9 protein-coding genes are annotated in these 12,377 nt (G+C 68.9%); 6 read left to right on the forward strand and 3 right to left on the reverse strand.

The genetic code is table 11. The annotated features are described in order from the left end of the window. Positions 1 to 109 precede the first annotated feature (109 nt). The 5 genes from tal to C8E02_RS17730 all read left to right on the forward strand — a co-directional run bounded on the left by tal (position 110) and on the right by C8E02_RS17730 (position 6,443). Positions 110 to 1,171, forward strand: coding sequence for a transaldolase (gene tal / locus C8E02_RS07505; protein ID WP_120810306.1), 1,062 nt, complete (start codon positions 110 to 112; stop codon positions 1,169 to 1,171). 214 nt (positions 1,172 to 1,385) lie between these two features. Then, on the forward strand, positions 1,386 to 2,810 hold the full coding sequence (locus tag C8E02_RS07510; RefSeq protein WP_120810307.1) for a sensor domain-containing diguanylate cyclase: 1,425 nt from the start codon (positions 1,386 to 1,388) through the stop codon (positions 2,808 to 2,810). 130 nt (positions 2,811 to 2,940) lie between these two features. Continuing rightward, entirely contained in the window at positions 2,941 to 3,882 is a 942-nt protein-coding gene (gene trhO / locus C8E02_RS07515; RefSeq protein ID WP_120810308.1) for an oxygen-dependent tRNA uridine(34) hydroxylase TrhO, read from the forward strand. A gap of 169 nt (positions 3,883 to 4,051) precedes the next feature. Continuing rightward, positions 4,052 to 5,260: a winged helix-turn-helix domain-containing protein gene (locus C8E02_RS07520; protein ID WP_120810309.1), complete on the forward strand. Its 1,209-nt coding sequence runs from the start codon at positions 4,052 to 4,054 to the stop codon at positions 5,258 to 5,260. Positions 5,261 to 5,339: 79 nt separating this feature from the next. Continuing rightward, a complete protein-coding gene (locus C8E02_RS17730) occupies positions 5,340 to 6,443 on the forward strand; it encodes a methyl-accepting chemotaxis protein (RefSeq protein WP_120810310.1) in 1,104 nt (367 codons plus the stop codon). Positions 6,444 to 6,541: 98 nt separating this feature from the next. On the opposite strand, the gene C8E02_RS17635 is transcribed toward C8E02_RS17730, so the two are convergent. The 3 genes from C8E02_RS17635 to C8E02_RS07540 all read right to left on the reverse strand — a co-directional run bounded on the left by C8E02_RS17635 (position 6,542) and on the right by C8E02_RS07540 (position 12,067). Further along, positions 6,542 to 9,847 carry a DNA translocase FtsK gene (locus C8E02_RS17635; protein WP_245961097.1) on the reverse strand — a complete coding sequence of 1,102 codons (3,306 nt, stop codon included), beginning with the start codon at positions 9,845 to 9,847 and terminating at the stop codon, positions 6,542 to 6,544. Between the two features lie 241 nt (positions 9,848 to 10,088). Continuing rightward, a complete protein-coding gene (rarD, locus tag C8E02_RS07535) occupies positions 10,089 to 11,003 on the reverse strand; it encodes an EamA family transporter RarD (protein ID WP_047968118.1) in 915 nt (304 codons plus the stop codon). A gap of 155 nt (positions 11,004 to 11,158) precedes the next feature. Further along, positions 11,159 to 12,067, reverse strand: coding sequence for a LysR family transcriptional regulator (locus C8E02_RS07540; RefSeq protein ID WP_245961098.1), 909 nt, complete (start codon positions 12,065 to 12,067; stop codon positions 11,159 to 11,161). Positions 12,068 to 12,170: 103 nt separating this feature from the next. On the opposite strand from C8E02_RS07540, the gene C8E02_RS17420 reads away from it, so the two are divergent. Further along, positions 12,171 to 12,311, forward strand: coding sequence for a hypothetical protein (locus C8E02_RS17420; RefSeq protein ID WP_156168057.1), 141 nt, complete (start codon positions 12,171 to 12,173; stop codon positions 12,309 to 12,311). The last annotated feature ends 66 nt before the right edge of the window (positions 12,312 to 12,377 follow it).

Below are 12,377 nucleotides of genomic sequence, written 5' to 3' on the forward strand. Positions count from 1 at the left end.
CGATGTACTGGCGGCGAGCTGAAGCCGCCGCGCTGTAGTCTCTTTGCTTCAGCGCGGGCGCACGCTACGATGGGGTGCCAAAAATGAAACCAATACCGGGACCCGCACCATGAATCGTCTACAAGCCATCCGCCCCTTCGGCCAGCGTCTCTGGCTGGACAACCTGTCGCGCGAACTGATCGCCAGCGGCGAACTGGCCCGCTTGCTGGCCGACGACGGCATCGCCGGCGTCACCTCCAACCCGGCCATCTTCCACAAGGCGATCAGCACCGACCCGCGCTACCGCGACGAGCTGGCGCAGCTGAAAAGCGACGCCACGCTGAGCGCCGAACAGCGCTACGAAACCCTGGTCATCGCCGACATCCGGGCCGCCTGCGACCTCACCCTGCCGCAATACCAGACCACCGCCGGCGACGACGGCTACGTGTCGCTGGAAGTGTCGCCGGCGCTGGCGCACGACGAAGCCGGCACCCTCGCCGCCGCACGCCGGCTGTGGGTCGCGATCGACCGCCCGAACGCGATGATCAAGATCCCGGCCACGCCGCCAGGCATCGCCGCCTTCCGCCAGCTGACCGCCGAGGGCATCAACGTCAACATCACGCTGCTGTTCTCGCTGAAACAGGTCGAGGCGGTGTGGGACGCCTATATCGCCGGCCTCAGCGCCCGCCACGCTGCCGGCCAGCCACTGCGCCACGTCAAGGCGGTGGCCAGCTTCTTCCTGTCGCGCGTCGACAGCCTGCTGGATGCGCAACTGCCGGCGCCGCTGCAGGGCAAGGCCGCGATCGCGCTGGCCAAGGCCGCCTACCGGCGCTACCTGCAGCGTTTCCACGGTGCCGAATTCGCCGCGCTGCACGCCGCCGGCGCGCGGCCGCAGTTCCTGCTGTGGGCGTCCACCGGCACCAAGAACGCGGCCTACTCCGACGTGCTGTACGTGGAGAGCCTGATCGGCGCCGACACCGTCAACACCGTGCCGGACGCCACGCTGGCGCTGTTCCGCGACCACGGCCATGCCGCCGCCACGCTGGCCGCCGACGGCGATGCGGCGCTGGCCACGCTGGCCGCGGCAAAGGCGGCCGGCATCGACTTCGACGCCGTCGGCGAGCAGCTGCAGCAGGACGGCCTCGCGCTGTTCGAAAAGGCGTTTGCCGAGCTGCTGCAGCTCACCGCCTGAGTTCGTGGCCTAGCGCATGCAAAAACGGCGACCGCATGGTCGCCGTTTTTTTTGCGGCCAACCTTGGCCGCCGCCGCAACGCCAGTTGGCGTCCGGCTGATGCGGATCAAATTTAGCCCTTGGTCGGCGCAGGGTTATCGGCTGATAATTGTTGCAACAGCAGGCGGCAGCGACCGCCTGCCGCAACCAGCCGCCATCCCTGCCCGGGCCTGCCATGACCACCACTCCCCGCTACCACCACGCGCTGTTACTGGTCCCGCTCTACGTGAGCCTGGCCTGGCTGGGCATGTGGCTGGCGGCGAAACCGCCGTCCTCGCTCACCGTGGTATGGCTGCCGTCCGGCATCGGCCTGATCATGCTGCTGCTGGCCGGCCGGCGCGGCCTGCCACTGGTGCTGCTGTCCAGCGCCATCGCCAATGCCGGTGGCTGGCTGTACTTCGGCGGCAGCTGGGGCACCGCGCTGCTGGCCGGGCTGCTGCTGGCGCCGTTCGACAGCCTGCAAAGCTGGCTGGCGTGGCGCGGCTGCGGCGCGCCGCGGCGCCTGCTGCACGATGTCGGCGGCCTGCAACGCTTCTTCTGGCGCGTGTGCCTGCTGCCGCCGCTGCTGACCACCTGGGCGATGTACCTGATCAACCACGCCCTCGGCGCGCCGGCTACCGCGCAGGGCCATCTGGCCGGACTGGCGATGATGACCTCCGGCGACTGCCTCGGCCTGTTCGTGGTCACCCCGCTGTACCTGGTACTGCGCGAGGTGCCGTGGCCACGGCTGGCCGGCCTGACGCTGAAAATCGCGGCGCTGGTGGCGCTGCCGCTGCTGCTGGCGCAGGGCATGCACCCGTGGCTGATCTGGCTGCTGGGGCTGACGCTGATCTATGTCGCCATCCGCTACCGCATCGTCGGCTCCAGCATCGCGGTGGCGCTGCTCACCCTCGCCAGCCTGTTGCTGTTGCTGAGCGAACTGGGGCCGCAGCTGGCCTACGAACACAGCCTGAGCTACGTCGCGCTGTCGCTGATGATCCTGTCGGTGGGGCTGGCGCCGCACTGCATCGGACTGGTGATCCAGCAGCTGGACGACGTCAACCACACGCTGGAACAGCGCGTCGCCGAGCGCACCCGCGCGCTGCGCGAGGTGCAGAAGCAGCTGGAAACCATGGCCTACAGCGACAGCCTGACCGGCCTTGGCAACCGCCACGCCTTCTACATCCGGCTGCAGGAAGAACAGGAGCGCGCCACCCGCCGCGGCCGCCGCTTTGCACTGGCGCTGCTGGACATCGACCACTTCAAGCGCATCAACGACAGCTACGGCCACCAGACCGGCGACGAGGTGCTGCGCGCCGTCGCCGTGCTGATGCAGGACAGCGTGCGCGTCATCGACCGCGTCTACCGCTGGGGCGGCGAGGAATTCATGATCATCTTTCCGGACGCCGGCGCCGACGACGCGATGGTGCCGCTGCAGCGCATCTGCCAGCTGATCGGCATGCAGCCGGTGACCACCGCCAAGGGCGAGCTGTACACCTCGGTCAGCATCGGCGTCACCGAGTTCGCCGGGCGCCATGATGCCATCGACGCGCTGCTCGGCCGCGTCGACGCGCTGCTGTACCAGGCCAAGCGCGACGGCCGCAACCGCATCGCACGCTGACGCCTCCCGGTCCGGCAACCGGCCGCCCCCGCGTTGGCCGCCGCGCCGGCCTCGGGTAAACTGCGCGGTTGCGCCAATTCCGGCGCGCCCCGGTCCGCCCTTTACGCGGGCGACCACCTGGAGACCACCGATGCACACCCACCACCCCATCGTCGTCGCCGCGCTGTACCAGTTTGTCACCCTGACCGACTACGTCGCGCTGCGTGAACCGCTACACCAGGCCATGCTGGCCAATGACGTCAAAGGCACGCTGCTGCTGGCGGAAGAAGGCATCAACGGCACCGTCGCCGGCAGCCGCGAAGGCATCGACGCGCTGCTGGCCTGGCTGAAAAGCGACCCGCGCATGGCGGCGCTGGAGCACAAGGAATCGTACTGCGACGCGCAGCCGTTCTACCGCACCAAGGTCAAGCTGAAGAAGGAAATCGTCACCCTGGGCGTGCCCGGCGTCGACCCCAACAAGACGGTCGGCACCTATGTCCAGCCGCAGGACTGGAACGCCCTCATCAGCGATCCGGAAGTGCTGGTCATCGACACCCGCAACGACTACGAGGTCGCCATCGGCAGCTTCCAGCGCGCGATCGACCCGAAAACCGCCAGCTTCCGCGAATTCCCCGAGTACGTGAAACAGCACTTCGACCCGGCGGTGCACAAGAAAGTGGCGATGTTCTGCACCGGCGGCATCCGCTGCGAGAAGGCCTCCAGCTACATGCTGAACGAGGGTTTCGAAGAGGTGTACCACCTGCAGGGCGGCATCCTGAAATACCTGGAACAGGTGCCGGCGGAACAGAGCTTGTGGCAGGGCGACTGCTTCGTGTTCGACAACCGCGTCACCGTGCGCCACGACCTGACCGAAGGCGAATACGAGCTGTGCCACGCCTGCCGCCAGCCGGTTTCGGCCGCCGAGCGCGCCTCCGAGCACTACAGCCCCGGCATCAGCTGCCCGCACTGCTGGGACAGCCTGAGCGAAAAAACCCGCGCCAAGGCGCGCGAGCGGCAGAAGCAGATCGAGCTGGCACGCCAGCGCAACCAGCCCAACCCGCTGGGCCGCAGCATGGTGCACGGCGAAGACTGAGCACCGGTTCACGATCTGAACCAGCGCACCGCCACACAAGGTTGGCCGCAGCACTGCGGCCAACCTTTTTCATGCCGGCCACCGGCGTTGGCTGGACCACCGTGCCCCTTCCCCGCCCCGCAGCGGACGCGCTATGCTGGCGGCTTATCCTGACGCCACGGCCACCCGCATGAGCCACCTGCACCTGACCCCGGATCACGCCCGCGCGCTGCACCTGCACGCGCAGGGCCTGCTGACCCCGCCGCGACGCAAGGCCAGCAAGGCCGACGTACTGGCCGCCATCCGCCGCATGGCGCTGCTGCAGATCGACACCATCAGCGTGGTGGCGCGCAGCCCCTACCTGGTGCTGTTCAGCCGCCTCGGCCACTACGACCCGGCGTGGCTGGACGCGCTGCTGGCCGAGGGCGCGCTGTTCGAATACTGGGCGCACGAGGCCTGCTTCGTGCCCAGCGAGGACTACCGCCTGCTGCGCCACCGCATGCTGGACCCGGCGGCGATGGGCTGGAAATTCTCGGTGGAATGGATGAACAAGCACCACGCCGAAATCGACGCGCTGGTCGAACACATCCGCGCCCACGGCCCGGTACGCTCGCGCGATTTCGAGCGCCAGGGCGGCAAGGGCAACGGCTGGTGGGACTGGAAGCCGGAAAAGCGCCATCTGGAGGTGCTGTTCTGCAGCGGCCGGCTGATGGTGCGCGAACGGCACAACTTCCAGCGCGTCTATGATCTGGCCGAACGGGTGCTGCCCGGCTGGGACGACGCGCGTGACCTGCCGACGCCGGAGGCGGCGCAGCGCGACATGGTGCGCGCCAGCTGCCGCGCGCTGGGCCTCGTCAAGAGCGGCTGGGTCGCCGACTACTACCGCCTCAGGCGCGGCAAGTACGATGCGCTGCTGCACCAGCTGGCCGACGAGGGCGAACTGCTGCCGGCGCGCATCGAAGGTTGGCCGCACCAGGTGTTCGTGCACCACAGCCTGCGCGAGGCGGCGCTGGACGACAGCCTGCGCGCCACCGCCACCACGCTGCTGTCGCCGTTCGACCCGGTGGTGTGGGACCGCAAGCGCGCGAGCGAACTGTTCGGCTTCGACTACCGCATCGAGTGCTACACCCCGGCCGCCAAGCGCCAGTTCGGCTACTTCGTCTTGCCCGTGCTCAGCCGCGGCCGGCTGGTCGGGAGGCTGGACGCCAAGGCGCACCGCGCGCAAGGGGTGTTCGAGGTCAAGGCGCTGTATCTGGAGGCCGGCGTGCGCCAGACGCAGCGCCTGCGCGACGACCTGCTGCGCGCGCTGCAACGCGCCGCCGACTGGCACGGCACGCCGACGCTGGCCTTTACCCGCCACAGCGAGCGCTGGCTGCAGCCGTCATCGCCGGAAACTTGATCTGCCCGTTTTGCCTGCCGCCCGCCGCCGCGTAAGATGCGGACTCCGCTACCCGAGCGCCACCCGAGGGGAAATCCGCATGTTCTTCCGCCACACCCGCGCTGCCCTGCAGCAAGCCCAAAGCGACAACACCGCACTGCAACAGGAAAACCGGCAGCTGCAGGCCCGCCTCGCCGCGCTGGAGGGCGAGCACGCCAGCCAGCGCACGCAGCTGGACACGCTGACGCGCGAACGCGCAATGCTGCAGGGGGTGTTCGCCAACATCGGCAGCTTCGGCAACTCGCTGGGCGGGGTGCAGCACTCGTTCCAGGGGCTGGCCGGCAGCCTCGGCCAGGAAAAGGACGCCGCCCACGCGATGGCGACGCAGGCCGACGGCAACCGCAATGATTTCCAGCTGATCGCCGGCAACCTGAAAACCATGTTCCAGCGCATCGAGCAGGCGTCCACCAACGTCGCCACCCTGCACCAGCAGGCGGAGCAGATCGGCGGCATCGTGCGCCTGATCAAGGACATCGCCGACCAGACCAACCTGCTGGCGCTAAACGCGGCGATCGAGGCCGCCCGTGCCGGCGAATCCGGGCGCGGCTTTGCCGTGGTCGCCGACGAGGTACGCAAGCTGGCCGAGCGCACCGCCAAGGCCACCACCGAGATCGCCGGCCTGGTCGGCCAGATCCAAGCCGAGACCGAGAGCGCCAAGCACACCATGCAGCAGGGCGCCGACGATGCCAGCCGCTTCTCCGGCGACAGCGAACAGGCGATGCACAGCATGCAGCGGCTGTACGACCAGGCGCAGCACATGGAAGCCACCATCGCCGCCGCCGCGCAGCTGTCCGGCGTCGAGCTGGCCAACCTGGAAGAGCTGGCGATGAAGCTGGAGGTGTACAAGGTGTTCATGGGCATCTCGACGCTGCGCCCGGAACAGCTGCCGGACGAGACGCAATGCCGCCTCGGCCAGTGGTACTACGCCGGCGACGGCAAGGAACGCTTCTCGCGCCTGCCCGGCTACGGCGCGCTGGAAAGCCCGCACCGCGAGGTACACCAGCACGCACGCCGCGCGCTGGAGCTGTTCTACGCCGGCAACCCCGACGCCGCACTGCACGAGCTGGCGGCGATGGAACAGGCCAACGCCAGCGTGATGGGCGGGCTGGAACGCATGCTCAGCGAGCTGAAAACGGTGGCCTGAGCCGGCGACACCAAGGTTGGCCGCAGAGGACGCGCGGCCGGTTCCCGCCATGAAAAACGGCAGCCCGCGGGCTGCCGTTTTGCTGTCGGAGAAGCGACTCAGTAGTCGCCGCGCTGCGGCACCAGCACCGTGCGGTTGCCGTTGCTTTCCATCGCCGACACGATGCCGGCGGCTTCCATGTCCTCGATCAGGCGCGCAGCGCGGTTATAGCCGATGCGCAGCTGGCGCTGCACCGAGGAGATCGACGCCTTGCGCGTGCGCAGCACGATTTCCACCGCCTCGTCGTACAGCGGGTCGCTCTCGCTGGCGGCCGCCGCACGGCCCTTGGCGTCGGCCTGTTCGTCGTCGGCCACCGATTCGCCGGTGAGCAGGCCTTCCACGTAGTCCGGCTCGCCCCACTGCTTCAGGTCCTCGACGATGGCGTGGACTTCCTCGTCGGTGACGAAGGCGCCGTGCACGCGCTGCGGATAACCGGTGCCCGGCGGCAGGTACAGCATGTCGCCCTGGCCCAGCAGGCTCTCGGCGCCCATCTGGTCGAGGATGGTGCGGCTGTCGATCTTGCTGGAGACCTGGAAGGCGATGCGGGTCGGGATGTTGGCCTTGATCAGGCCGGTAATCACGTCCACCGACGGCCGCTGCGTGGCCAGAATCAGGTGGATGCCGGCGGCGCGCGCCTTTTGCGCCAGGCGCGCGATCAGCTCCTCGATCTTCTTGCCGGCCACCATCATCAGGTCGGCAAACTCGTCCACTACCACCACGATGAAGGGCAGCGTGGCCAGCGGCTCCGGCGTTTCCGGGGTCAGGCTGAACGGGTTGCTCAAACGTTGGCCGCGAGCCTCGGCGGCGCGCACCTTGTCGTTGTAACCGGCCAGATTGCGCACGCCGAGGTGGCTCATCAGCCGGTAGCGTTTTTCCATCTCGCCCACACACCAGTTCAGCGCGTTGGCGGCCAGCTTCATGTCAGTGACCACCGGCGCCAGCAGGTGCGGGATGTCGTTGTACACCGACAGCTCCAGCATCTTGGGGTCGATCATGATGAAGCGCACTTCGTCCGGCGTGGCCTTGTACAGCATGGACAGGATCATCGCGTTGACGCCGACCGACTTGCCGGAGCCGGTGGTGCCGGCCACCAGCAGGTGCGGCGCCTTGGCCAGATCCATCACCACCGGCGCGCCGCTGATGTCCTGCCCCAGCGCCAGCGTCAGCTTGGACGCGGAGTGCTGGAACACCTCGGCGCTGAAGATTTCCGACAGGCGGATCATCTGCCGTTTCGGGTTCGGCAGCTCCAGCCCCATGCAGGTCTTGCCGGGAATGGTTTCCACCACGCGGATGGAGGCCACGCCCAAGGCGCGCGACAGGTCCTTGGCCAGGTTCACCACCTGGCTGCCGCGCACGCCGACCGCCGGCTCCACCTCGTAGCGGGTGATCACCGGGCCGGCGTAGGCGTCGACCACCGCCACCTTGACCTTGAACTCGGCGCACTTTTCCTCGATCAGGATGCCGCGCTCGATCAGGTAGTCCTCGCTCTGCACCGCCTTGTCGCTTTCCGGCGGCCGCAGCAGGTCCAGCGACGGCAGGCAGGCGTCGCCGTACACCACCGGCACGCTGTGCGGCTTGGGTACTGAGGGGACGGTGGCGGGCGCTGCGGCCAACGTTGTGGCGGTGTCGGGCAGCGGCGCGGCGGCAAGGTTGGCCGCAGGCGCCGGTTCGTCGATCAGCTGCCACACCAGGCCGGCGGGGGCGGTGTCCTCGGCGATCGCCTCGGTCGCCAGCTCGTCGTCGGCCAGCAGATGCCAGACGATATCGGCGCTGGCCGCGCTGGCCGTAGTCTCCACTACCTCTGCATCTTCCACCTCTTGCGCATCCTCCGCGTCGGCGGTGTCCGCCACGGCGGCAGCGTGCACCGTGTCCGCGCAGGTGCACGAGCCAGCAACAACGGTCGCCGCATCCGTATCTGTATCCGTGTCAGCTTCTGCGTCCGTGTCTGCTGCCAGGCTGAGCGCAGCGAAGGCCTGTTCGTCCATGTGCTCCGGTGCCGTGCTGGCGCCGGTCGGGGTCGGCATCCACGCGGCCGTGCGGCTGACCGGCGCGCCAGTTTCTGCCGCCGACGGTACCTGCGGCGCGGCGCCGGTATCGTGCGCGGCCGATGACAGCGCCGACTCGATGGCCACAGCCGGCTGCGGCCAGTCCGACTCGTGGCGGTCAGCAACCGCCACGTCGCCGTGATCGGCGGAAAGCAAGGCGGTGGCCGCTGCAGGCCAGGCGGTGAGCGGCGGCAACGGCGCGCTGTCACTGTCGTTGTCGCCCGTCAGGGTGTCCTCAGCCGGCGCAGCGGCAAACGCTGGCGCGACGGCAGCAACCGGCTCCGCCAGCGGTGCAACGGCCGGCTCCGGTACCGCCGTGAGCGATGCCGGAACGGCGACCACATGGTCAACGGCGGCTGGCGGCGCCACCTCCGCCAGCGCGCTGTGGTGCGCTGTAGCGTCGGTGATCGTGTCGTCGCTGGCTAGTGGCGCCGTGGTGGCGGCTGGCGCTGACGCGACGGCGGGAGGCATCACGGGATGGTTCAGCGTCGGGCTGGCGACCGGGCCGGGTGCCGCGGCCGGCGGACTGGCGACACGGCCAGCCGGCGTGATGCCTGGCGCGGGCGATGGCGTGGCCGGGGCGGTGCCGGTGCCGGCAAAGCGCGAGCCGGCGCCGAACAGTGCCTCGGCATTGCGCTGCCGCGTCTGTTCGTCCGGGCGGCTGGCCAGCGAGGGCTTGCGCATCACCGGCGTCGGCTGCAGTACCACCACCGGTTTCGGCGGTTGCGGGGCCGCGTCGCGCTTGCCGTGCAGCTGCTGCAGGCTGGCGCGCACCTCGTCCGGGTCGATCAGCGGCAGCGCGCTGTCCTCATCCTGCCGCTGCAGGCGGCGCTGGCGACGTTCGCTGGCGGCCAGCTTTTGCCGCCGCTGCACGTCGCTCTGCAGGTTGCGCTGCACTTCGGCCAGGCCGATCACCGGCAGCTTGTCGTGCTGTGCGGCAGTCGCTGGCGCCGGCTTGCGGATGTAGCGCGGCACCGCCAGCGGCAGCTCGACCAGTGGCGGCGCGGCAGGCGCGCTGGCCGGACTGTCGGCGACGGGCTGGCCGACGGCCGACGGGCTGGCGTCGTCTTCCGTTTGCAGCCCGCTGCGCCGTGGCGGGCGCGGGGTGGCACGCGGCGTCCACGGCAGCTCGTCCGGCGGCATGTCGGCGGCCGGCAGCTCGCCCGGCGGCGGCATCTGCACGGCGGCATCATCGTCCGCCGCGTCGGCAAACAGTTCATCCCAGCGCGCCTGCAACGGCGTGTTTTTCAGCTTGCCGCTGCCAAGCGCCCACAGCAGCAGCACCGCAAACAACAGGGGTAAGGTCAGCAACCACAACATGGAGAGATCCGCTTCTGTAACTGGTTTAGGCGCGCCGGCGGCGCGCAGGGGCAGAATTGTACACCTTGCGGCAGCGCTGCCGCGTCTGCCGGCTCAGCGCCTGTTCACGATTTGCCGCAGCAGATCGGAACGGCGCGAGACGGCGTTGCAAACGGCCTCGGCAGGCGGGTTGATCCCGGCGTAAACGCCGCTTGTTCAGCCGTTGTCGCCTGGTCTCGCGTGAGCGATCGTGAACACGCGCTCAGTGCGCCGGGCCGGGCGACTGTTTGCGCTGCTGGCGCAGGGTGTGCGCACCGGTGAGCAACACCGCCAGCCAGATCGGGCCGTAGGTCAGCAGCCGGTCGGCGGACAGCGGCTCGCCGAGGAAGGTGATCGCCAGCAGGAACAACAGCGCCGGCTCGACATAGCCCAGCAGCCCCCACAGCCCCATCGGCAGCAGGTGGCTGGCGGTGATGTTGAGCAGCAGCGCCACCGAGCTGATCAGGCCGAGGCCAGCCAGCAGCGGCCAGAACAGCGGCTGTGCCAGCACGCCCCAGCCGGCCTCGCCCTGCAGGTAGAGCAGCCCCAGCGCCACCGGGAAGATCAGCATCATCTCCAGCGCGAAACCGGACACCGGCTCCATCTTGCTGATGCGGCGCAGCACGAAATACGGCGGGTAGCCAAGCACCACCAGCAGCGTCGGCCAGGCGATGGCACGCGTCAGCCACAGTTCGTGCAGCACGCCCAGCAGCGCCAGCGCCACCGCGATGCACTGCAGCCGGTACATGCGCTCGCCGTACAGCACGCGGCCAACCAGCACCATCACCAGCGGCGTCAGGAAGTAACCCATCGACACCGCCACCGTCTGGCCGTTCAGCGGCGCCCACAGGAACACCCACAGCTGCACCGCGTTCAGTGCCGCCATCAGCGGCACCAGCGCCCACAGCGCCGGTTCGCGCACGAAGCGGCGCAGCAGCTCGGCCAGCGCCTGGCGCTTGCGGGTCAGGTGCACGATCAGCAGCACGCCGGGCAGCGTCCAGATCATGCGCCAGGCGAAGATGGCCAGCCCGTCCAGCGGCCGCAGCAGGGTGGTATAGCCGGACAGCACGGCAAACAGCAGCGAGGCGGCGAGCGAGAACGCGATTCCGCGTCCGGACGGGGCAACAGGGTGCGACATGACAAAACCGTTCGATGGATGGGGGTAGCCCGCTATCCTGCCCGTGCCGCAGCGCAGCAGCAAGCGCCGGCTGCGCCCGGCACCGCCAGCGCGGCCTTCATGCGCTCAGAATACGGCCTGCCGTCGCCCTGCCCGCCGCGGTCGGCGCGACGGAATCAGCCGGCCGTCAGCGGTGCCGCCGGCTGCAGCAGCGCCCGCAGCCGTGGCAGCACGAAATCGAGGAATACCTGGTATTTGCGCGGCAGCGGCTGGCGGTAGGGAAAGATCAGGAACACCGGCCAGTGGTCGCAGTGCCACTGCGGCAGCACCCGCTGCAGGCGGCCGGCGGCGACGTCCTCGGCCACCAGGAAATCCGGCAGCGCGGTGATGCCCAGCCCCGCGCACGCCAGCTGGTGGTTGACGAGGTAGGTCTCGCTGTACAGCAGCGGCGGCGGCATCGCCACCGTCACCATCTCGCTGCCGCGGTACAGCCGCTGCTGTGCCTGCTGCTCGTCGCCCAGCAGGCGGTGGCCGGCCAGCTCGTCCGGGTGCTGCGGCCAACCTTGTGCCGCCAGATACGCCGGCGCCGCGTACAGCGCTTCCTCCACCCAGCCCACAGACCGCGCCACCAGCGACTCGTCGTACACCTTGCGCGAACGCAGGCAGAAATCCAGTACGTCGGCCAGCGGGTCCTGCACCCGGTTGTTGACCTCCAGCCGCAGCTGCAGGCCGGGGTGCTGCTGCGCCAGCGCCACCAGCAGCGGCGCCAGCAAGGTCGACATCGACGAGGTGGTGCTGATGCTGATCGGCCCCTCCACCTCGCAACTGGCCGTGTCCACCGCCGGCTGCATCTGCAGCAGGCTGTGGCGCAGCGCCTGCGCGTGCGGCAGCAGCCGCTGGCCGGCCTCGGTCAGCGCCAGCCGCCGCGTGGTGCGCAACACCAGCACCGCGCCGAGCTGCTTCTCCAGCGCCTTCAGCCGCAGGCTGACCATGCTCTTGGTGGAGCCCAGCGCCGTCGCGGCGGCGGTCAGACTGCCGCAGCGGGCAACCGCTTCAAAGGCCAGCACATCGTCTGGCGGTGGCATTGTTTTCATTTTCTCGACAAACCATCAAGTAATTGGCCATTTTTCTGTCGGCCGGTGTCTTCTATGCTGCAAACACGATCAACCACTCAACAGTGAGGATGCCATGAACACGCTGCGTCGCCTACTTGCCTACTGGAGCAACTACTGGTCACTGATGCCGGAATGCAACCTGAATTGCCACCATACCCAGCTGGAAGACCTGCGTCACGAAGCCGAGCGCTATAGCCGTGGTCGCTGGTTGTAACAAGCGGCTGCGGCCGCCACGAAAAAAGCCTCCCTGACGGGAGGCTTTGTCCTTGCCGGTCGCGGC

The organism is Vogesella indigofera, from assembly GCF_003633895.1.
Classification (GTDB): Bacteria; Pseudomonadota; Gammaproteobacteria; order Burkholderiales; family Chromobacteriaceae; genus Vogesella; species Vogesella indigofera.

What these genes read in the sequence shown, in the direction of transcription:
- C8E02_RS17730 (WP_120810310.1), top strand. Translation starts at nt 5,340, where the DNA reads ATGTTCTTCCGCCACACCCGCGCTGCCCTGCAGCAAGCCCAAAGCGAC.
- trhO (WP_120810308.1), top strand. Translation starts at nt 2,941, where the DNA reads ATGCACACCCACCACCCCATCGTCGTCGCCGCGCTGTACCAGTTTGTC.
- rarD (WP_047968118.1), bottom strand. Translation starts at nt 11,003, where the DNA reads ATGTCGCACCCTGTTGCCCCGTCCGGACGCGGAATCGCGTTCTCGCTC.
- C8E02_RS07510 (WP_120810307.1), top strand. Translation starts at nt 1,386, where the DNA reads ATGACCACCACTCCCCGCTACCACCACGCGCTGTTACTGGTCCCGCTC.
- C8E02_RS17420 (WP_156168057.1), top strand. Translation starts at nt 12,171, where the DNA reads ATGAACACGCTGCGTCGCCTACTTGCCTACTGGAGCAACTACTGGTCA.
- C8E02_RS17635 (WP_245961097.1), bottom strand. Translation starts at nt 9,847, where the DNA reads ATGTTGTGGTTGCTGACCTTACCCCTGTTGTTTGCGGTGCTGCTGCTG.
- C8E02_RS07540 (WP_245961098.1), bottom strand. Translation starts at nt 12,067, where the DNA reads ATGCCACCGCCAGACGATGTGCTGGCCTTTGAAGCGGTTGCCCGCTGC.
- tal (WP_120810306.1), top strand. Translation starts at nt 110, where the DNA reads ATGAATCGTCTACAAGCCATCCGCCCCTTCGGCCAGCGTCTCTGGCTG.
- C8E02_RS07520 (WP_120810309.1), top strand. Translation starts at nt 4,052, where the DNA reads ATGAGCCACCTGCACCTGACCCCGGATCACGCCCGCGCGCTGCACCTG.